This window comes from Streptomyces sp. NBC_01003, from assembly GCF_045162695.1.
In the GTDB taxonomy this organism is placed as follows: Bacteria; Actinomycetota; Actinomycetes; order Streptomycetales; family Streptomycetaceae; genus Streptomyces.
Window position 1 is genome coordinate 9,795,575 of the sequence record NZ_CP108707.1, and the last position, 20,512, is coordinate 9,816,086.

At 71.4% G+C, this 20,512-nt stretch carries 14 protein-coding genes and 1 pseudogene; 8 read left to right on the top strand and 7 right to left on the bottom strand.

The features are described from left to right. Window positions 1-147: 147 nt before the first annotated feature. From OG698_RS45035 to OG698_RS45060, 6 genes and pseudogenes are all read left to right on the top strand, one after another. Window positions 148-1,146, top strand: coding sequence for an acetylxylan esterase (locus tag OG698_RS45035; RefSeq protein WP_406111639.1), 999 nt, complete (start codon window positions 148-150; stop codon window positions 1,144-1,146). 132 nt (window positions 1,147-1,278) lie between these two features. Further along, window positions 1,279-2,337 carry a LacI family DNA-binding transcriptional regulator gene (locus OG698_RS45040; RefSeq protein ID WP_406110006.1) on the top strand — a complete coding sequence of 353 codons (1,059 nt, stop codon included), beginning with the start codon at window positions 1,279-1,281 and terminating at the stop codon, window positions 2,335-2,337. A gap of 125 nt (window positions 2,338-2,462) precedes the next feature. After that, entirely contained in the window at window positions 2,463-2,678 is a 216-nt protein-coding gene (locus OG698_RS45045; RefSeq protein ID WP_406110008.1) for a hypothetical protein, read from the top strand. Beyond that, window positions 2,669-3,052: pseudogene (locus tag OG698_RS45050) on the top strand (ABC transporter permease subunit); the annotation flags it as partial. The gene OG698_RS45045 and the pseudogene OG698_RS45050, both read left to right, overlap by 10 nt. Window positions 3,053-3,129: 77 nt before the next feature. Continuing rightward, window positions 3,130-5,361 carry a glycoside hydrolase family 3 N-terminal domain-containing protein gene (locus tag OG698_RS45055; RefSeq protein WP_406110010.1) on the top strand — a complete coding sequence of 744 codons (2,232 nt, stop codon included), beginning with the start codon at window positions 3,130-3,132 and terminating at the stop codon, window positions 5,359-5,361. 65 nt (window positions 5,362-5,426) lie between these two features. Continuing rightward, window positions 5,427-6,518, top strand: coding sequence for an endo-1,4-beta-xylanase (locus OG698_RS45060; RefSeq protein WP_406110012.1), 1,092 nt, complete (start codon window positions 5,427-5,429; stop codon window positions 6,516-6,518). Between the two features lie 65 nt (window positions 6,519-6,583). Here OG698_RS45060 and OG698_RS45065 read toward each other — a convergent pair whose 3' ends face one another. Further along, a complete protein-coding gene (locus OG698_RS45065) occupies window positions 6,584-8,455 on the bottom strand; it encodes an alpha-L-fucosidase (protein WP_406110014.1) in 1,872 nt (623 codons plus the stop codon). A gap of 694 nt (window positions 8,456-9,149) precedes the next feature. Then, window positions 9,150-9,377: a hypothetical protein gene (locus tag OG698_RS45070; RefSeq protein ID WP_406110016.1), complete on the bottom strand. Its 228-nt coding sequence runs from the start codon at window positions 9,375-9,377 to the stop codon at window positions 9,150-9,152. A gap of 611 nt (window positions 9,378-9,988) precedes the next feature. Between OG698_RS45070 and OG698_RS45075 the strand changes: the two genes are divergently transcribed. Beyond that, window positions 9,989-11,008, top strand: coding sequence for a LacI family DNA-binding transcriptional regulator (locus tag OG698_RS45075; RefSeq protein WP_406110018.1), 1,020 nt, complete (start codon window positions 9,989-9,991; stop codon window positions 11,006-11,008). Between the two features lie 23 nt (window positions 11,009-11,031). On the opposite strand, the gene atzF is transcribed toward OG698_RS45075, so the two are convergent. The 4 genes from atzF to OG698_RS45095 are packed head-to-tail and all read right to left on the bottom strand — an operon-like array spanning window position 11,032 to window position 17,853. Continuing rightward, window positions 11,032-12,867, bottom strand: a complete 1,836-nt coding sequence (gene atzF / locus OG698_RS45080; protein WP_406110020.1) for an allophanate hydrolase — start codon at window positions 12,865-12,867, stop codon at window positions 11,032-11,034. Beyond that, window positions 12,864-16,451 (bottom strand): urea carboxylase, encoded by a 3,588-nt coding sequence (gene uca, locus OG698_RS45085; RefSeq protein ID WP_406110022.1) that lies wholly within the window; start codon window positions 16,449-16,451, stop codon window positions 12,864-12,866. The genes atzF and uca overlap by 4 nt, the downstream gene beginning before the upstream one ends. 5 nt (window positions 16,452-16,456) lie before the next feature. Continuing rightward, complete coding sequence (locus OG698_RS45090) at window positions 16,457-17,095, bottom strand: urea amidolyase associated protein UAAP2 (protein ID WP_399978547.1); 639 nt, start codon at window positions 17,093-17,095, stop codon at window positions 16,457-16,459. Beyond that, the gene (locus tag OG698_RS45095; RefSeq protein WP_406110024.1) at window positions 17,092-17,853 is read right to left on the bottom strand and encodes an urea amidolyase associated protein UAAP1; all 762 of its coding nucleotides are present in this window, start codon (window positions 17,851-17,853) and stop codon (window positions 17,092-17,094) included. Before OG698_RS45095 ends, OG698_RS45090 begins: the two co-directional genes overlap by 4 nt. A 238-nt stretch (window positions 17,854-18,091) precedes the next feature. Here OG698_RS45095 and OG698_RS45100 point away from each other — a divergent pair, with 238 nt between their 5' ends. Next, a complete protein-coding gene (locus OG698_RS45100; protein WP_406110026.1) occupies window positions 18,092-18,775 on the top strand; it encodes a TetR/AcrR family transcriptional regulator in 684 nt (227 codons plus the stop codon). A gap of 27 nt (window positions 18,776-18,802) precedes the next feature. Here OG698_RS45100 and OG698_RS45105 read toward each other — a convergent pair whose 3' ends face one another. Further along, the gene (locus tag OG698_RS45105) at window positions 18,803-20,374 is read right to left on the bottom strand and encodes an amino acid permease (RefSeq protein ID WP_406110028.1); all 1,572 of its coding nucleotides are present in this window, start codon (window positions 20,372-20,374) and stop codon (window positions 18,803-18,805) included. Between the last annotated feature and the right edge of the window lie 138 nt (window positions 20,375-20,512).

A 20,512-nucleotide genomic window follows, 5' to 3' on the forward strand; every position in this document is an offset into this window, starting at 1 on the left:
AGAGGTCATCACAAGGGCGGGGAAAGCGGTACCGAGAACTTTCGGGAATCTTCCGGTAACGTCGCCGCAACCTAAAGCCGCTCCCGACCCCTGTCAATGGGTCCTGCGTCAAAGGGAGTTGGCTCCGTGACCGGCTGTGAGGTGCCTGTGCCCGCCTTCGACCTGCCTCTGGACGAACTTCAGCGCCACCGACCCGAGCCCGACGAACCCGCCGACTTCGACGCGTTCTGGCAGGCCACGTTGAAGTCCGCCACCCACCCCGAACCCTTGATTCGCGTCCGACCTGTCGACAGCGGCCTGCGGCTCGTCGAGAGCTGGGACGTCACCTTCCGCGGTTTCGCCGCCGACCCCGTCCGCGCCTGGTACACCCGGCCCGCGGACGGCGGCGAACTCATGCCCGCAGTCGTCGAGTTCGCGGGTTACGGCCGCGGCCGCGGCCTCCCGCACGAGCGCCTCACCTGGGCGAACGCCGGATACGCCCATCTGCTCATGGACAACCGTGGCCAGGGCGACCAGTACGGCAACGGCGGCGCCACCCCCGACCGGCACGCGGCCGCGCCCGGCGGCCCGGGGCCTGCGGTGCGTGGGCTGCTCGACCCGCACGACTACCACTACCGCCGCCTGATCACCGACGCGGTGTGTGCCGTCGCCGCGCTGCGAGCCCTGCCCGGCGTCGACCGGGACCGGATCGCCGCGGTGGGCAACAGCCAGGGCGGGGGAGTAGCCCTCGCCGTCGCCGGACTCGTCGCCGATCTCGCCGCCGCCCTGGTCACGGCGCCGCTGCTGTGCGGTATCCGGCGCGGCCTCGACCTGACCGACGCGGGGCCCTACGGCGAGATCGCCGCCTACCTCGCCGTACACCGGGGCGCGGAGGACGCCGCGTACCGCACGCTCGGCTACGTCGAGGGCATCTCGTTCGCCCGCCGCGCCCAGGCCCCGGCCCACTTCGGAGTCGGCCTGCGCGACCAGGTCTGCCCGCCCAGCGGTGCATACGCGGCGTACCACCGCTACGGCGAACTCACCGGCGCGGACCCCGTCCGGGAGCTCCACGCCTACCCGTTCAACGGCCACGAGCACGGCGACGCCGTGCACGTTCGTCGCCAAATGACCTGGCTGCGCGGGGTGCTGGAAGCAGGGGACGCGTAGATTCAGGCCAGGCGTTCGGCGGGTCGGACAAAAAATCCGGCTTGACCGGCGCGTGGTCGACGGCATGTCCTACGGTTTCCGGAAGACATCCGGAGATCTTTCAGGATGCAGAGGTCGATGGAGGTGAGGAACGTGGCCCGGGTTGGCGGCAGAGGCAAGGCAGCCACGCAGAGCCCGGACGGGCCGGCCAAGGTGACGATCACCGAGATCGCTCGGGAGGCGGGGGTGTCGGTCCCGACCGTCTCGAGGGTCGTCAACGGGCGCTCCGACGTATCGCCCGCCACCCGGGCGCGGGTCGAGGATCTGCTGCAGCGGCATGGGTACCAGCGGCGCCCGCCTGCGCCCGGCGACCGGGCGGCGCTGCTCGACCTGGTCTTCAACGACCTGGACAGCCCTTGGGCAGTGGAGATCATCCGGGGCGTCGAGGAGGTCGCGCACGAGGCAGGGGTGGGCACGGTGGTCTCCGCGATTCACGACCGGGCGGGCGCGGCCCGGCAGTGGATGACGAATCTGCGGGCCCGCGCGTCGGACGGGGTGATCCTCGTGACCTCGGTTCTCGAACCGGGGCTGCACGACGAACTGCGGCGCCTGGGCGTGCCGTTGGTGGTCGTCGACCCGGCTGGTTCGCCGGCCACCGAGGCGCCGACCGTCGGTGCCACGAACTGGGCGGGCGGGATGGCTGCGACGGAGCACCTGCTGGGGCTCGGTCACCGCCGGATCGGGTTCATCGAGGGCCCGCCCCGGCTGCTCTGCTCGCGTGCCCGGCTCGACGGGTACCGGGCCGCGCTGGACGTGGCCGGTGTGCCGGTGGATGACGGGCTGATCGTCCCCGGCGACTTCTACCACGAGTCCGGATTCACCGGCTGCAACCAGCTGTTGGACCTGGCCGAGCCGCCCACCGCCATCTTCGCCTCCAGTGACCAGATGGCGCTCGGGGCGATCGAGGCGCTGCGCCGGCGCGGACTGCGGGTGCCGGAGGACATGAGTGTCCTCGGCTTCGACGACCTCCCGGAGGTGCGCTGGTCGGCGCCGCCGCTCACGACGGTCCGTCAACCGTTGGCGGAGATGGGCAAGCTGGCGGCGCGCTTCGTCCTCGACCTGGCCCGGTCCGTCGCACCGGCCTCATCGCGGGTGGAGCTCGCGACGGAACTGGTGGTCAGGGCCAGCACGGGGGAGCCCCGGCAGGTCTGACGCGCTCGGCATCCATCGGGGGTGTCAACGGTCTTTTTTGTAAAGGCCGTTGACACCCCCGTCGCGTGTCCGTAACTTCCGAGGCCGTCCACCGATAGTTTCGGACCTCTTCCGGAAGGCGTGTCATGCCAGCCTCCGTATCCCTGTCCAGCCGCCGCGCCCGGGCTGCCGTCAGCGTGGCCGGCCTCGGCGCCGCGGTGCTGACGTCCCGCGGTGACTCGGCCTCCGGCTCCAAGGACGGCTCGGGCCGGAGCGTCGTCGAGTGCCGGCACGTCCGGACCGCCGAGCCCGTCGGCAGGCGCTTCGTCGGCGCCGCGCACTCCACGCCCAACTGCCGGTGACCACCGTCACCCTGTGCGGCTTCTTCCGTGATCCCCGACGAACTGGAGGAGGTGGCCACCCTCGACGGCTGCTCACCGTCCGGCTGCTTCTGGCGGGTCCTGCCGCCGATGGCGCGGCCCGCTCTCGGCACAGCCTCCGTGCGCGCGGTCGTCGGCAGCCGGCGCAACTTCCTGCTGCCGAAGCTCGTGTTCGGCGAACCCACCTGGTGGACGATCCCCCGTCGGGGTCCAGCGGTTCCAGGGCCGGTACGTCACCGGCCTGGTGGCGCGTCCGTGCGTACTCGGATCTCGCCATGGTGCCTGCGCCCGCCTTCTGCACGGTGGCCGAACGGCGGCTGACCGGCGGCATCACCAAGGGCGCGACCAGGGACTGACCGGCTACCGGCCCACCACAGGTGCGACAGCGCCGTCGCCCGAACTTCACCTGCTCGTACCGCACTTGAGGAGTTCCATGGCTCAGCCCTGGCAGGACACCGCCCTGCCCGCCCACGTCCGGGCGGCGGAACTGCTCGCCCGGATGACCTCCGAGGAGAGGACCGCCCAGCTGTCCAGCGTGTGGCTGGGCGCCGACATCGACACCGACACCGCCGCGGTCGCACCGGGCCAGCACGCGTACGTGGCCCACAGCGCTGCCCTCGACGCCTTGCTCCCGCACGGCCTCGGACACCTCACCCGCCCCTTCGGTACCGTCCCCGTGGAGCCGGCCGAGGGCGCCGCCCGGCTCGCCGAACTGCAGTCGCGGATCCGCGCGGGCAACCGGTTCGGCGTGCCCGCCATCGCCCACGAGGAGTGCCTGACCGGATTCTCCGCCTGGCAGGCCACCGTCTTCCCGACCCCGCTGGCCTGGGGCGCCACCTTCGACCCGGCCCTGGTGACCGAGATGGCGCAGGCCATCGGCACGTCGATGCGCGCGGTCGGCATTCACCAGGGCCTCGCTCCGGTCCTCGACGTCGTACGGGACCCGCGCTGGGGCCGGACCGAGGAGGCGATCGGCGAGGACCCGTACCTCGTCGGCACCATCGGTACCGCGTACGTTCGGGGCTTGGAGGCCGCCGGGATCGTCGCGACCCTCAAGCATTTCGCCGGGTACTCGGCCTCGCGCGGCGCCCGCAACCACGCCCCGGCCCCGCTCGGACCGCGCGAGCTCGCGGACGTCATCCTGCCCCCGTTCGAGATGGCGGTGCGCGACGGCGGCGCCCGCTCCGTCATGCCCGCCTACAACGACATCGACGGCCTGGCCGCCCACGCCCACCCCGGGCTGCTCACCCAAGTCCTGCGCGAGGAGTGGGGGTTCACCGGCACGACCGTCGCCGACTACTTCGGCCTCTCGTTCCTGGAGTCCGCCCACAAGATCGCCGACTCGCCCGCGGAGGCCGCCCGGCTCGCGATTGCGGCCGGGGTCGACGTCGAACTGCCCACCGCCCGCTGCCTCGCTGCCGCAGACCACCTCCCGGAGGACCTCCTCGACCGGGCGGCATTGCGCGTCCTCACCCAGAAGTGCGAGCTGGGCCTGCTCGACCCCGACCACGAACCGGCCGCCGGCGACGACGTTCCCATCGACCTGAACTCCCCGCACCTACGCGATCTGGCCCGCAACGCGGCGCAGGAGTCCGTCGTGCTGCTCGCCAACGACTCCGGTGTCCTGCCGCTCGACGACGGCCTCCGCATCGCCGTCGTCGGCCCCCTCGCCGACGAACAGGCGGCCATGCTCGGCTGCTACACGTTCCCCCGGCACGTCGGCGTCAACCACCCCGAACTGCCCACCGGCATCGACGTACCGACGTTCGCCGAGGCGCTGCGCGCGGAGCTCACCGGGGCCTCCTTCGTCGATGACCCGGCGGCGGCCGATGTGTGCCTGGCCGTCGTCGGTGACCGCTCGGGCCTGTTCGGGCGCGGCTCGTCCGGCGAGGGCTGCGACGCCGAGGATCTGGAACTCCCTTACAGGCAAGGGGAGTTGTTGGACGAGGTGCTCGCCTCCGGGACGCCGACCGTGGTCGTCGTGCTCAGCGGGCGGCCGTACGCGCTGGGCCGCTGGGCGGACCGGGCCGCCGCCGTCGTGCAGGCCTTCTTCCCCGGACAGGAGGGTGGCGGCGCCGTCGCGGGCGTCCTGTCCGGGCGTGTCGAGCCGTCGGGCCGGCTGCCGCTCGGCGTCCCGCGCACCCCCGGCGGCCAGCCCGCCCCCTATCTCGCGCCGCCGCTGGGCCGCCACGGCGACCCCAGCAACGTGGACCCCACCGCTCTCTACCCGTTCGGGCACGGCCTGTCGTACACCACGTTCGCCTGGGACGTCGAGCAGTGCGACGCCCCCGAACTGCCCACCGACGGTGAGACCACCCTGCGCCTCACCGTCCGCAACACCGGCGACCGCCCCGGCACCGAGGTCGTCCAGCTCTACCTCCACGACCCGGTCGGCACGGTCGCGCGGCCGGAGATCCGGCTCGTCGGCTACACCCGAGTCCCGCTCGACGCGGGGGCGTCCGCGGAGGTCCACGCAACGTTCCCGGCCGACCTCGCCGCGTACACCGGCGCCGACGGCCGCCGAGTCGTCGAACCCGGAGCCCTCGAACTGCGCGTCGCCGCGTCCAGCGCCCACATCCACCACACCGTGCCGCTCACCCTCACGGGGCCGGTGCGGGAGGTCGGGCACGAGCGGCGGATGCGGTGCGAGCTGCGCGTGAAGTGACGCGCGCGGCGCCGCGCGAAGCAAGGTCAACCACCTACCCCGCCCTTCAGCTGAGGAGCCGCCCCATGCGCACACCCGCACGCCGTACCCGAGCCAGAGTCGCTGTTTTCGCCGCGTCCACGGCCCTGCTGCTCGGTCTCGCCGCGGTCCCGGCCGCCCACGCGGACGGCGCCCGGCACCGCGCCGCCACGCTCGACGACCTGGCCCAGCGGACCGGCCGCTACTTCGGCTCGGCCGTCGACAACCCCGAGCTCGACGACACCGCGTACGCCGACCTGCTCGGCAGCGAGTTCGGCGCCACCACCCCCGGCAACGGCATGAAGTGGTACGCCACCGAACCCCGGCGCGGCGTCTTCGACTTCACCGCCGGCGACGAGATCGTGGCGTACGCGAAGGCCCACCATCTGAAGGTGCGCGGCCACACCCTGCTGTGGCACAGCCAGCTGCCGAGCTGGCTGACGGACGGCACCTGGACCGCCGACGAACTGCGCTCGATCCTCAAGAACCACATCACGACGGAGGTGAAGCACTACAGGGGCAAGGTCTTCGCCTGGGACGTCGCCAACGAAATCATGAACGAGGACGGCACGTACCGGGAGAACATCTTCTACAAGACGCTCGGCCCCGGCTACATCGCCGACGCCCTGCGCTGGGCGCACACCGCCGACCCCAAGGTCAAGCTGTACCTCAACGACTACAACGTCGAAGGAATCGGGGCGAAGTCGGACGCCTACTACACGCTGATCAAGCAGCTCAAGGCGGACGGTGTACCGATCGACGGCTTCGGCATGCAGGCCCACCTCGCCCTGCAGTACGGCTTCCCGAACGACATGCGGGGGAACATTCAGCGCTTCGCCGACCTGGGCCTCGACGTCGCGATCACCGAACTCGACATCCGGATGATCCTGCCCGCCGACGCTGCCTTGCTGACCCAACAGGCCGACTGGTACGCCCAGGTCACCGACGCATGCCTGGCCGTGCGGCGCTGTGTCGGCATCACCCTGTGGGGCTACTCCGACCGGCACTCGTGGATCCCGTCGGTCTTCCCAGGCCAGGGTGCAGCGCTGCCCTGGGACGAGAACCTGAGGCGCAAGCCCGCGTACGACGCGATCGCCGGCGCGCTCGTGGCCGCCGCGAACTCGCCGGCCGGACACTGACCGCCGGGTGACGACCGGGACGCGTACCCCGAAGGCCCCATAGGCCCTCGGGGTACGCGCGTTCGTCACCCGAGGCCGTGGCTCACGGGATACGAGTGGCCGACCGCGATCTCGTCGATCCTCAGCTGGTGGTAGAAGGGGACGACGGTCGCCGCCGACCAGGTGCTGTCCACCTCCAGCCTGATGTAGCGGGCCGTGGTGTCCAGGTCGACGTAGCGGGTGCTGCGGGCGCTCTCCATGACGCCGGTCTTCACCGGCTCGCCCCAGTGCTCGCCGTCGTCACTGACGAAGACCTTGTAGTCCTTGATCCGGGCCGAGTCCTCCTTCCTGCCGAACGACTCACGGTTGTAGGTGGGCGACCACTCGGTCTGGTTCACGGCCAGGTACCGGGCCTTCTTCACGCCCCCGAGATCCAGCGTGACCGAGACGGGCACCTGAGCGTTCGAGTCCCAGTACCGGGTGTCATCACCGTCGGTGAGGTTGGTCGCCGGATGGCCGTCCTTCGATGAAGTGGCAGTGGCCCGCACCGTGTTCGAGGGATACAGGCCCTGGCGGTGTCGCTCCGTCTCCACCTTGAACACCGTGTCGTACGGGTCCCAGGTGGTGATGCCCTTGAGCGTTACGCTTCCGCCGCGCTGGTCGAAGGCGATCCGCTCGCCGGTGCGCAGATCGCTGATCCGCTTCACCTTGGTGCCGTTGTCGCGAAGGCTGAGGGTGCCGGTGTCGGCGCCGCCCGGCGACGTCGTGACGTGGATGTACTGGCGTGTCGGGTCCTTCTTGCTCACCGTGGTGTAGCCGTACGCCCCGTCGTTCCAGGCCCCCGGACGCAGCCCGCCGTACAGATAGCCACCGCCCTCCACGCCGTGCAGCGACTCCCGGATCGGGTCGAGATACTTCGACATGTAGTCGGTGAACGCCTGCTGCTGGGGCGGGAACGTCCCGTTCACCTGGGCCTGGAGGTCCATCAGGGACTTGTACGACGTCCCCGCGTTGGCCACGTAGCGGCGGATGTTGAGCGCCGTGTCGACCGGACGGTCCTGGCCGTCGTACCACCAGGCGCCGCTCGAGGGCACTTTGTAGCAGGACTCCGTCAGACGCGGCATGGACGTCCAGTACGCCGCCGGCATGTCGTAGTCGGGCGTCATGCCGGTCTTCTGCTCGTTGGACACGGTGTCCATGATCGGTGTGTCTTCGTTGTTGTTGCTCAGGAGCATGTCCGGGCGCTGCTCACGGATCTGCTCGTAGAGGTGGTGCTGCTCCCAGTACTCGTTGTCGTTGTCGATCCAGAAGCCCTTCAGGTCCGGGTAGTTGTGCATCACTTCGAAGAAGTTGTCGTAGCTGAACTCGCCGAAGCCGGGCCGGGTCGTCAGATCGACGTCCTTGCCCTTGTAGGCGGAGTAGGCGGCGGAGTCGAAGGACTCGCGGCCCTGCTCGTCGTGCCACTGCGGATCGTCGGTCATATAGAGGATGACCTTGATGCCCTTGGCCTCGGCCGCCTTGATGAGCTCACCGAGGATGTCGCGCCTCGTCGAGCAGCTGCCGGGGATCTTCGACGGCCAGGGGCGGGCGTAGCCCAGGCGGCTGTGGAAGGTGGCCAGGACGATGTAAGAGCCGTGGATCTTCTGCGTCTCCTTGACCCAGTAGTCCGGGTTCCAGCCGCTGTCGTTCACGGCCTTCTGCCAGGAGTCGCAGTCGTAGTGGGCGGGCTGTGTGTACATGCCCCAGTGCAGGAAGAGGCCCGCGGTGGAGTTGCGCAGCCAGGTCTGGCGTGGGTTGAACATGCCCGGCACCGGGTCCGCCTGCGCGGTGGCGGTCGTGCCGGTGGCCGTGGCCGCGGGGGCGGATGCGGGGGTGAGCAGGAGGGGGCTGAACAGGGCGAGCAGGGCCGCCCACAGGGCCCACAGGCGCCGTGGCCGGCGCGCCGGTCTGCTGGACATGAGGGGTTGTTCCTCCTTCGGGTGCAGCACCGCGCGGGCGCCGGGACAAGGAACGTGCTGTGCAGGCGAGTTGGTGGACCTCCTCGGGGTCGGTCGGGTGGCCGGACGGTCAGCAGCCCGGAGGGCGGTACGTCGAGGCGGACCGCGCCTGGGCCGAGGGTGTGCGGGCCCGAGTGGGTGACCCGGCCGCGCGCGTCGTACGTGGTGAGCGTTGCCCGCACCGGGGCGTGCGGGACGACGCAGACCAGGCCGTCCGCGGCGGTGGCGTTCACCAGATCGGCCCGGGGGTGGCGCATCAGGTCGAGCGGGACGGGGCGTTCGGCGTGGGCGACGATCATCTGGACGTCGCCGGCGTGCGCCCGGACAAGGGGGTACGGCTCGTCCGGACGACCCGGCTCCACCTTGCCGTCGAGCAGCACCGGGCGCAGCCGCTGCCACTGCCGCAGCCAGAACGCCACGACCTCGCGGTGCTCTGGAGTCAACCCGCCCAGAAAGCAAGAGAGTTGTGGAACTGCGTGCAACACGGACTGGATCTGCCGGGCCGTCGCCTCGGCCGATGCGTCCGGGTCCCACATCGGCATGTCCGAATGGACGGCGCCGCCGGTCGCGCAGAGCGCCGCGCCGATCGTGCGGATCCGGTTCGCGGTGGCGTCGGCCGGGCAGTCGGCGGCGCGCAGCAGATTCCCGTAGGCGCTCATGCCGGGGCCGAGACAGGGCTGGCGCAGTTCGACCGGCGGGCAGCGCGGGCACGGCGCGCCGAGGGAGGCACGCAGGTCCCCGAGCACGGGGCCATCGCGGGTCCGACCGGGTCGCCGCCGTCGGCCGCGTACACGGTGGCGTCGTCGAGGAAGTCCAGCTTCAGGCCGTCGAGCCCGTGGTCGGCGACGAGCTGGGGGCACGCCTCGAGGACGTGCGCGCGCACCCGGGGCTCCCTGGGGTCGAGGGCGTGTGCGCCCGGCGCGGTCGGGCTGGGGATGCGGGCGTACGGGTAGAGCCGCTGCCGCTCGGGGGAGTCCGCGCTGCCAGCCGGTGTCCGGGTGCCAGTAGCCGACGGCGTCTCGCAGCGATGTCTCCAGGCGGATCTCCGCGGCGTCGCCCTCGAGGGCTGCCACGTCCAACACCCGTACACTGTCTTGGAGTTCACGGCCGACGGGCTCCGTGGGGGGCTCCGTCGACGAGCCCAGCGACGCGGACCCGGTCGATGAGCACGCTGGTGGGCGCGGGTGGGCGTTCTGTCGTGGTGACCGGCGATCGACGTCACGTACGTCCTCCGGGAGGGCGACTGCAGAGACGGGCTGCCAATTCGTGAGCGTTCCCGTGAGCGCTCACGGAGTACCTTGAAGCCGCCGCATGTCCCCGTCAAGACCGATGCGAGGGATTGCTGGACTCCACCTTGATCGCTTCAATTACCTTACGAGTGAGGGCCGTTGACAGCAGGGAACGAGCTGCTCATCATGTCCGTGAGCGCTCACGTGAACCATCCCGCAGCGACCGCGGACGACACTTGGGCAGGCAGAGAGGAGCCTTCCCGAGATGCCCACCCCCCGTACGTCCCGGCGCGGGCGTCACGGCGTCACCATCGACGACGTGGCCCGCTCCGCGGGTGTCTCCCGGCAGACCGTCTCCCGCGCCATCAACGACAAGCCGGAGATCGACCCGGACACCCGGGCACGGATCCTGGAGGTCGCCCAGACACTCGGCTATCGGCCCAACCGGCATGCGCGCGGCATGGCCGGCCCGGCGACGACCATGCTCGGCCTGGTCGTCGCCGATGTGCTCAACCCGTTCTTTCCCGAGGTCGTGGCCGGGGTGATGGAGGCGGCCGACGAGCGCGGCTGGCAGGTTGCCGTGTACAGCACCGGGTCGGCGCTCGAACGCGAGCAGACGGTGGCGGCCACTGTCGCCGACCATGTCGACGCGTGCGTCGGCTACTTCTTCGCCGAGAGTGCCATCGAACGGGTGCGGGGCACCGGAATCCCGCTGGTGCTCCTGGACCACGACACTCGGCCGCCGGCCGCCGGCGGTGTCCGTATCGACTTCGAGTCCGGGATGCGGCAGGCCCTCGCGCACCTCATGGCGGCCGGACACCGGCGCGTGGTCATGCTCGATGACAAGGCCCGCGGAGACGGGGCAGACCCGCACTCCCGGCGCGCCCTGTTCCTCGCCCTGGCCGCCGAGCGCGGCCTCGACGCCGAGGGGACTCCGGTCGTGTCCGTGGCCAACTCCGTACAGGGCGGCGCCGACGGCATGGACCGCGTGCTCGCCGAACACCCCGGCACCACCGCGGTGCTCGGCTACAACGACCTGATCGCGGTCGGCGCCATGCGCCGCGCGCTGCGCCGGGGCCTGGCCGTACCGGGCGACTGTGCCTTCGTCGGGTGCGACGGCCTGATGCTCGGCGAGCTCATGGACCCGCCGCTCACCACGCTGCACGTCGACAAGCGCCAGGTGGGCCGGGCGGCCGTCGAGCAGGTCGCGGCGCTCGTGCAGGGCCGCGGCCCGCTCGCCGAGCGGGTGATCGTGCCGCGTCTGGTGGTGCGCGAGTCGGCCTGAGCGGCTTCTGGTCAGTGCGGGCCTCAGGGGCGGGGGAGGGTGGCCAGGTATGCGCGCCAGCTGCCGTATGAGGTGATCTCGTGGGCACCGTCGACGGCCTGTGGCTCGCAGAGGAAGCCGGTGACGAAGCTTCCGTCCGCGAGTTCCACGCTTCCGAGCGCCATCGGGCGGGGCAACGCGGCGAGGAGCGTACCCAGTCCCTCGGCGGGCAGTTGCCACACCTCGGCCTCGATCGTGCCTCCGCCTCCGCCTCCGCCTTCGCCTCCGCCTTCGCCTCCGCCTTCGCCTCCGCCTTCGCCTCCGCCTTCGCCTCCGCCTTCGCCTCCGCCTTCGCCTCCGCCTTCGCCTCCGCCTCCGCCTCCGCCTTCGCCTCCGCCTCCGCCTCCGCCTTCGCCTCCGCCTTCGCCTTGGCCTTCGCCTCCGCCGACCCGGACCAGTCCCGGCTTCGGCGGCAGGGTGTTCAGTGCGTACAGCCGGTAGGTGGGCGCCGTCGTGGTGGTGCGCACCAGCCGCCCGCCCACGGCGAGCAGTTGGCCGTTCAGGGGCTGTCCGGACAGGTGCGCGCCGATCACCGCGAGCCGCAGGGGCGGGGAGGTGAGTAGCCCGGCGATGCGGACGAGCCGCTCGTCCGTGAAGGCCGGGCCGATCAGCATGACACCGAACGGCAGCCCGTTCACGTCGCCTGCGGGCACGGCGACCGCCGCCTGGTCGAAGAGGTTGGTGGAGTTGGTGAAGCGGCCGAGCCGGGCATTGACGCCCAGTGGGTCGGCCGCGACGTCGGCGATGGTGGGGTGGCCCGGTGCGGTCGGCAGGAGCAGGGCGTCCGCGTCGCCCAGGGAGGCCTGGGCCCGGACGCGGAGAGATGCCAGCTTTTGTTGGTCGGCGTAGAGCTGGTGGGCCGGGATGTCCCTGGCCCGGGAGATGATTCCGGCCACGGTCGGGTCGAGGTCCGGCGAGTCCTTGTGCCCGTCGATGAAGGCGCCGACGGCTGTGTAGCGCTCGGCGACGAACGCGCCCTCGTACAGCATCGCCGCCGCCTCCGTGAACGGTGCGAGGTCGACAGGCAGGAGCTCGGCGCCCGCGTCGGCGAGCCGCTGCGCCGCCGCTTCGAACGCCTCGGTCCAGCCGGTGTCCAGCCGGCCCAGTTGCCCGAGTTCCGGGACGGCGATCCGCCACGGTCCGGGGCGACGCGCGGCCGGAGCCGACCGTGCCCGCCCGGACGGCGCTGCCATGAGGGACAGCGCCTGCTCGGCTTCCGGGAGCGTGCGGGCGAAGACCGTGACGCAGTCGAGCGAGGCACAGGCCGGGACGACGCCCTCGGTCGGGATCAGGCCGAAGGTCGGCTTGAGACCGACGATGCCGTTGAAGGCCGCCGGGATACGGCCCGAGCCCGCGGTGTCCGTGCCGAGTGCGATATCGGCGATGCCGAGGGCGACGGCGACCGCCGAGCCGGACGAGGAACCGCCGGACACGTGTTCCGGGGCGAGGGCGTTGCGGACCGTGCCGTACGGGCTGCGGGTGCCGACCAGGCCGGTCGCGAACTGGTCGAGGTTCGTGGTGCCGAGGACCACGGCGCCCGCAGCCTTCAGACGGGCCACGGCCGGGGCATCGGTGTCCGGCTCGTAGGCGTAGGCGGGACAGCCGGCGGTGGTCGGCAGTCCGGCCACGTCGATGTTGCCCTTGACCGCCAGCACCGTCCCGGCCAGCGGCAGCCGGTCACCGGCGGCGACCTTCGCGTCGACCGCGGCGGCGTCCGACTCCGTATCGGCCTGCGGGCGCAGACCGATCCACACCTCGGGCCGGTCCACCTGCGCGATGCGCGTGTAGGCGGCCCGCACCCGTTCCACTGCGGTGATCACGCGGCTGCCTCCACGGTGTCGACGGGAGCGAGGACGACGAGGGCGGTGCCCGCCTCGACCTGGCTGCCCGGCTTGGTCAGGATCTTTGTGACGATACCGTCGGCGGGGGCCGGCACCCGGGACTCCATTTTCATCGCTTCCAGCGCGAGGAGCGGTTGCCCGGCCGAAACATGGTCGCCGACCTCGACGTTGACCTGCCAGACGGAGGCGGTGAACTCGGCTTCGACCAGGTGGCTGCCCTCGGGGACCTTGACGTCGATGGACGGCGGAGCGGCCTCGGTGGCCGCCTGCTCGCGGGTGAACTCGCCGGCCGCTTCCCAGGCGTCGCGCTCCGCGTGGAACGCCGCGCTCTGCCCGGCCCGGAACCCGGCGATCGACTCCGCGTTCTCGGTGAGGAACCGCTGGTACTCGCCGAGAGAGAAGGAACCCTCCTCGATTCTCGGTACGAACCGGCCGGACGTGATGTCCGCGCGCAGTTCCAGGAGTTCCTCCGCCTCGACCGGGTACCACCTGATCCGGTCGAAGAAGCGCAGCAGCCAGGGCCTGCCCGGCTCGAAGGCGCCGCGCTGCTGCCAGCCCGACCACACCTGTGTGGTGCGGCCGACGAACTGGTAGCCGCCGGGGCCTTCCATGCCGTAGACGCACAGGTACGCGCCGCCGATGCCGACCGAGTTCTCCGCGGTCCAGGTGCGGGCCGGGTTGTACTTGGTCGTGACCAGCCGGTGCCGCGGGTCCAGCGGGGTGGCGACCGGTGCGCCCAGGTACACGTCTCCCAGCCCCATCACCAGGTACTCGGCGTCGAAGACGGTGCGGTACACGTCCTCCACGGTCTCCAGGCCGTTGACGCGGCGGATGAACTCGATGTTCCAGGGGCACCAGGGGGCGTCGTCGCGCACGCCGGCCATGTAGCGGGCGATGGCCTCGCGGGTCGCCGGGTCGTCCCAGGACAGCGGCAGGTGGACGATTCGGCTGGGAACCACCAGCTCGTCGGGGGCGGGGAGTTCCTCCTCCACGCGCCGGGCGATCTCGAGGAGCTTCTCCTGAGGCAGGACGTCGGGATCTGTCCGGACCTGGAGGGAGCGGATGCCCGGAGTCAGGTCCTCGACGCCGTCGAGCCGCTGCCCGGCCAGCGCCTGCGCGAGTGCGTGGATCCGCATGCGCAGGGCCAGGTCGAGCTGCATCGGTCCGTACTCGATGAGGAGGTTGTCGTCGCCGCTGCGCCGGTAGGTGACCGACGGGCGGGTCCCGGTCTGTGGCAGTCGGGCGAGGATGCCGCCGTCGACGACGGCCTCCCGGTCGGCGCGCGGGGCCGCTGCCGGGTTCCGCCGCAGCCCGGCGGCGGTCTCGGCGGTCACCGGGACGAAGCGGACTGTGTCGCCGGGACGGAGCTGGCCGAGCTTCCAGCGCTGTCCGGTCACGATGGTCGCCGGGCAGACGAAGCCGCCCAGCGAGGGCCCGTCCGGGCCGAGCAGGACGGGCATGTCGCCGGTGTAGTCGACGGCGCCGACGGAGTACGGGGTGTCGTGGATGTTGGACGGGTGCAGGCCCGCCTCGCCGCCGTCCGTGCGCGCCCACCGCGGCCTGGGGCCGACGAGGCGCACACCGGTGCGCGCCGAGTTGAAGTGCACCTTCCAGTCCGCGGTGTAGAAGTCGCGGATGTCGTCGTCGGTGAAGAACTCGGGGGCGGCGTGAGGGCCTTCGACCGCGCCGATGTACCACTCGCCGGCGAAGGCCGGTCGCCGGTCGAGGGGCACGACGGAGGTCTCCGGGCGCTGCTCGCCGCCGTGCAGGACGTCGCCCGCGCGCAGGGCGCGGCCGCCGTGTCCGCCGAACCGGCCGAGGGTGAAGGTGGCCGCGCTGCCCAGGAACTCCGGTACGTCCAGGCCGCCCGCGAACAGCACGTAGGTGCGCAGGCCGTGCCCGTCGGGTGACCCGACGGCCAGGGTCTGCCCGGCTTCGACGGTGACCGGCTCCCACTGCGGTACGGCGACGCCGTCGACGGTCACCGGTGCGGGGGCGCCGGTGACGCACACCGTCGTCGGGTGGGTGAAGCGGAGGGACGGGCCCTGGAGGGTGCACTCGAGGCCGGGTGCGCCCTCGGTGTTGCCGAGCGCGGTGTTGCCGAGCCGGAAGGAGAGGTCGTCCATCGGTCCGCACGGGGGGACGCCGACCTGCCAGTGGCCGGTGCGTCCGGGCCAGTCCTGCACGGTGGTCAACGTGCCGGGCGCGACGATCTCGATGCGCGGCGTCGGGTCGCTGATGGTGGCGAGCGAAACGGTGGAGTGGGCCGCTCGGCGCACGTCGGCGTCCTGGAGCGCGGCGCGCACCAGACCGAGGTTCGTCTCGATGCCGTCGAGGCGGGTCGCGGCCAGGGCCGCGTCCAGCCTGTCGAGCGCCTCGGCGCGGTCGCTGCCGTGCGCGACGACCTTGGCGAGCAGTGGGTCGTAGGAGGTGGTGACCTCGGTGCCGGTCTCCACCCAGGTGTCGACGCGGACACCCTCGGAGAAGGCGACGCGGGTCAGCAGGCCCGCGCTCGGCCGGTGGTCGCGGGAGGGGTCCTCGGCGTAGATGCGTGCCTCGACGGCGTGGCCCTGCGGTGTCAAAGGCACGCTGACGACCGTGGTGTCGCCCTGCGCGAGGCGCAGCATCCACTCCACGAGGTCGACGCCGTAGATCTCCTCGGTGACCGGGTGTTCGACCTGGAGGCGGGTGTTGACTTCGAGGAAGTACACCTCCTCGCGGGCGGCGTCGTACACGAACTCGACCGTGCCGGCGGAGCGGTAGTTCACGGACGCGCACAAGTCCCGTGCCGAGGTTGTCAGTTGCTCGCGTACCGCGTCCGGGAGGCCAGGGGCGGGCGCCTCCTCCAGGACCTTCTGGTTGCGGCGCTGCAGCGAGCAGTCGCGGTCGCCGAGGGTGACGACGCGGCCCTCGCCGTCGCCGAAGACCTGCACCTCGACGTGGCGGGCGCGCTCGACGAGCCGTTCCAGGAAGACGCCGGCGGAGGAGAAGGAGGCGGCGGCCACGCGCTGTACCCGCTCCCAGGCGTCTTCGAGGGCGTCCGCGTCGTGGCACGCCTGCATGCCGATACCGCCGCCCCCGCCGGTCGCCTTGAGCATGACCGGGTAGCCGATTCCCTCGGCCGCCGCGAGGGCGGCGTCCGTGTCGGGCAGCAGCCCCGTGCCCGGGGCGAGAGGCACACCCGCCGCATGAGCGGCGGCGCGCGCGGTGTGCTTGGCGCCGAACAGCTCCAGCTGTTCGGGGGTGGGGCCGACGAAGACCAGACCCGCTTCGGCGCAGCGGCGGGCGAAGCCGGCGTCCTCGGACAGGAAGCCGTAGCCGGGGTGGACGGCGCCGGCTCCGGTGTCCTCGGCGGCCTTCAGGATCAAAGCGGCGTTCAGGTAGGAGTCCTTGGCAGGGGCCGGGCCGAGCCGTACGGCCTCGTCGGCCAGCCGAACGTGCTCGGCGCCGCGGTCCGGGTCGGAGTAGACCGCGACGGTGCGCAGGCCGATCCGGCGAGCGGTGCGGATGATGCGCGACGCGATCTCGCCACGGTTGGCGACCAGCAGGGTGTCGAACGTCATGGGCTTCAGCTCTCGTCCGGCTCGGTGATCGTCGTCTGCAGGGCACTCGGGTGGAATCCGTTGCAGGGGTTGTTGATCTGCGGGCAGTTGGACAGCAGCGCGATGACGTCGGTCTCGGCGCGCAGTACGACTTTCAGGCCCGGGGCCGAGATGCCGTCGACGATGCCGAGGGTGCCGTCCGTCTCGACGGGCACGTTCATGTACCAGTTGATGTTGGAGACCAGGTCGCGCTTGTCCAGTCCGTGCTTGCTGCCCTCGGCGAGGAAGTTCTCCACGCAGGCGTGCTGAGACCAGGTGTGGTGTCCGTAGCGGAGGGTGTTGGACTCCTTGGAGCAGGCGCCGCCCACGGTGTCGTGCCGACCGCAGGTGTCCTCGACGACGGTCATCAGCGGTGTGTGCTCGTTGGACAGCAGCACCGAGCCGGTGGTCAGGAAGATGTTGCCCTGGGCCTGGATGGTGTCGGGGGCGCTGTAGCGCACGGAGGTGTCGTGGGCGTCGTAGACGAGGAAGTCTGCGGCCTGGTTCCCGTGCAGGTCGGTGATGGTCAGCAGCTGGCCCGTGCGTACGACGGCGGACCAGGCGGAGCGGGCGGGGACGGTCCGGTCGTGGACGACGCGGCCCGCAGGGGCGCTGGTGACGGTCATGCGATCCCCCTGGCGTTGAGGTGCTCGGCGGTGTTGAGGAAGGCGCGGCGGCCCTCGGGCGTGGCGTCCCACAGCGTGTCGCCGGGGGTCGTCGGCCTTGCCTGGTACGCGAGGACCTCAAGGGGTCCGCAGATGTACACGGGCCGCGGGTCCAGTGGATGGGGGACGTTGGCGATGAGTACGGTCAGCGGTTGCTCGGCGCGCAGCGTGACGGACGTGCCGGCTCCCGCGGAGCCGGTGAAGCAGGCGGTGCCGTCCTCGCTGATCCGTACGCCCTGGAAGAAGGAGACGGACGGCGGGATGTCCCGCGGGCCGAGGCCGTTCTTGAGGGCGGCGAGTTTGAACAGCTCGCGTCCGGCCGGGGCGGCCGACTGGGGAGTTCCGTCCCCGTACCGTTCGGTGTTGCGGACGAGGGTGGACGTGCCGCTGAGGGCGTCGTGCCGGCCGGAGGTGTCCTCGGTGACGGAGGCGAGAACCCGGCCCTGGTCGGACAGGAGCAGATGTCCCTCGCCGAGGTAGGCGTTCCAGAACACCTTGACCGTGTCGGCCGCGTTCAGCCGCTCCCAGGGGCGGTCGGCGCAGTACAGCAGGACGTGTGCGCACGCGTCGCCGGTGAGGTCGGTCAGGCGCAACTCGGTGCCACGCGCAAGGATCTTGTGGGTGTAGTTGCCGCCTGCCAGGGTCTCGGACCACACGAGATCCTCGGCTGCGATGCCCTCGGGGGGCGTCGGCCAACTGCTGGCCGGGAGTACGGGCATGGTGTCGCACTGTGTGCCGTCCTGGGCCCGGGCGTGATCGCGGGCACCATAGGCCGACGCTGTCTCCGAAGCTGTCGCCACGGTTGAACCTCCGGCTCGACGCTATTTCTGTCGTGCGACAGAAATTAGGCTCAGGCCAAGTCGGGGCCATTGCCCGGGCATTTCGGCGCGGTAACCGGCATCTCACCTCGGCAGCTCGGCCCGCGGGGATCTCGCGGGCCTGTGCGAGGATCACGGAGTGAGCCCGCCCACCACCAGAAAAGTCGGCCGCCCGCGCGCCCAGGCGCGTCCCGCCAGCGGGCTGGAGCCGCGCGAAGAGGTTCTGGCCGCCGCGGCCGAGCTGTTCACCACGCACGGCTACACCGCGACCTCCACCCGGGCGGTCGCCGAGCGCGCCGGCCTGCGACAGGCGTCGCTGTACCACTACTTCGACGGCAAGGAAGCGATCCTCGCGGCACTGCTCGAAGGGACCGTCCGTCCCTCGCTGGAGATCGCCCGAGACCTGGTGGCCCGTACAGGAGCAGCCGCCGAGGCGAGGCTGTGGGCCCTGTGCCACTCCGACGTCACGCTGCTGTGCCGTGGCCCGCACAACCTCGGGGCCCTGTACCTTCTGCCCGAGGTGCAGACGGAACGATTTGGCGTCTTCCACCAGGTACGGACCGAACTGAAGGCGTCCTACGGGGAGTTGCTGGCGGGCATGGAGCCGGGCGCGGCGCTCGGCGCCGAGGAGCTGGCGCTCCGAACGGACCTCCTCTTCGGCCTCACCGAGAGCGTGATCCTCATCCGGCGTGCCGACCCTGCCCGCGACGCGTCGGCCCTCGCCGTGGCGACAGCCGACGCGGCCCTGCGGATTGCGGGCGTGCCGCAGCGCTCCCTGGCACGGCTGCGCCGCGAGGGGCAACAGCTCCTCGCGGCGCAGTGATTACGACGCGGCCGGGCGTGTGACCGCTCAGATACGCACGGCCTCGGCCGGCTCCTTGCGCCCCGGACCCTTGGCCGCTGGGGCAGCCCCTGCGCGGCTCCGGTACACCGCACCGGCGGCCACCGTGGCGCCGACGAACAGGACGGTGAACCAATGGAAGTACCAGTGGCCCCCTGCCGGGTCGTACACCTGCGCGCGAGGCCAGGACAGATTGATCGTCATGAACAGCCCGTAGACGACCGCGAGCGCGTTGACGGGCAGACCCCAGCGGCCGAGGGAGAACAGTGGCCTGCCCAACTCGTCACGGTCTCCGGAATCCGTCGCGGGCCACCGGCCCTTGAGCCGGCGGACCAGCATCGGCGCCGTCACCCCGAGGTACGCGAGATACAGCATCGCGATGCACGTGGTGCCGATGGCCACGAACGCCTCCGGGGAAGCGAGGTTGAGCAGCGCGAGCGCCGCGGCCAGCCCGCCCACCACCAGCGCCGGGACGAAGGGCATGCCCGTGCGCGGCGACACCTTCGCCAGCCGTGCGGAGAAGGGCAGCATCCCGTCGCGCGCCATCGAGAACAGCATCCGGCTCCCGGCGGTCTGGATGGCGAGCGTGGCCACGGAGACGGCCACCGCCACGTCCGCGAGAAGGACCTTGCCCACCCCGTCGCCCAGACTGCTGGTGAGTACGTAGCTCAGCCCCTCGGTGGCGAGGCGGCCGTCGGTGAGGCTGGGTGCTGCGAGGAGGCCGCCGAGCAGCAGCAGGCCGCCCAGGGCACCCGCCGTGGCGAGGGCGCTGAGGATGGTGCGGGGAGCGGTGCGACGTGGGTTACGGGTCTCCTCGCTCATCTCGCCCGCACTGTCGAAGCCGATGAGGACGTATGCCGCGGTGAACGAGCCCACCAGCAGCGCCGCCACCGTGCCGTCCTGGCCGCCTGTCTTCAGGGTCACTCCGGCACCGCGCTCGACGTGGGTGAACAGCAGTACGACGATGAGGATCGCGCCGATGATCTCGGCGGTGACGCCGATCCGGTTGACGGCCGACATGACCCGGTTGTCGAGCACGTTGACGGCCGTGGTCAGCGCGAGCAGTACGAGAGCCAGAAGGGCGGCGTTGGCCGCCCCGGTCGCCGTGGTGGGCGCCGGGTCGCCGCCGACGAGCTGGAATCCGGACCAGATCGGGGGCAGAACGACCTGCAGTGCGAGTGCCGCGGCGGCGACCACGACCACCTGGCCGATCACCATGATCCAGCCTGTGAACCAGCCGAAGGCCGGGCGGCTCAGCCGGGTCGACCACTGGAAGATCGCCCCGGAGATGGGGTAACGGGCGGCGAGTTCGGCGAAGCACGCGGCGACCAGCAGTTGGCCGATGAGCACGGCGGGCCAGGTCCACAAGAACAGCGGCCCGCCGAAGGAGTAGCCCAGGGAGAAGAACTGGAAGACCGTGGTCAGGACGGAGATGAAGGAGAACCCGGCGGCGAAGGACGCGTACCTCCCCATCTGCCGCCGCAGCTCCTGGCGGTAGCCGAAGGTGGCCAGAGTGCCGTCGTCCGTGACGCCGGCCGACGGAGGGGGAGGTGGTGTTGTGGAGTCGGTGGTCACGGTCATGGCGGTCCCCTGTCGCGGAGGCGTGATCCTGCGGAGTTCCTGTCGTGCGACAGAAATTAGGGACCACCCGTTTCTGCCGGGTGTCACCGCCGTGTCCGCTCCGTTAGTGACTCCTCTCCGTGGCGGGAAGTCGCGCCC

Coding starts and splice junctions, on each gene's coding strand:
- uca (WP_406110022.1), bottom strand. CDS start 16,451: ATGACGTTCGACACCCTGCTGGTCGCCAACCGTGGCGAGATCGCGTCG.
- OG698_RS45105 (WP_406110028.1), bottom strand. CDS start 20,374: ATGACCGTGACCACCGACTCCACAACACCACCTCCCCCTCCGTCGGCC.
- OG698_RS45075 (WP_406110018.1), top strand. CDS start 9,989: ATGCCCACCCCCCGTACGTCCCGGCGCGGGCGTCACGGCGTCACCATC.
- OG698_RS45055 (WP_406110010.1), top strand. CDS start 3,130: ATGGCTCAGCCCTGGCAGGACACCGCCCTGCCCGCCCACGTCCGGGCG.
- OG698_RS45060 (WP_406110012.1), top strand. CDS start 5,427: ATGCGCACACCCGCACGCCGTACCCGAGCCAGAGTCGCTGTTTTCGCC.
- OG698_RS45065 (WP_406110014.1), bottom strand. CDS start 8,455: ATGTCCAGCAGACCGGCGCGCCGGCCACGGCGCCTGTGGGCCCTGTGG.
- OG698_RS45095 (WP_406110024.1), bottom strand. CDS start 17,853: ATGCCCGTACTCCCGGCCAGCAGTTGGCCGACGCCCCCCGAGGGCATC.
- OG698_RS45045 (WP_406110008.1), top strand. CDS start 2,463: ATGCCAGCCTCCGTATCCCTGTCCAGCCGCCGCGCCCGGGCTGCCGTC.
- OG698_RS45090 (WP_399978547.1), bottom strand. CDS start 17,095: ATGACCGTCACCAGCGCCCCTGCGGGCCGCGTCGTCCACGACCGGACC.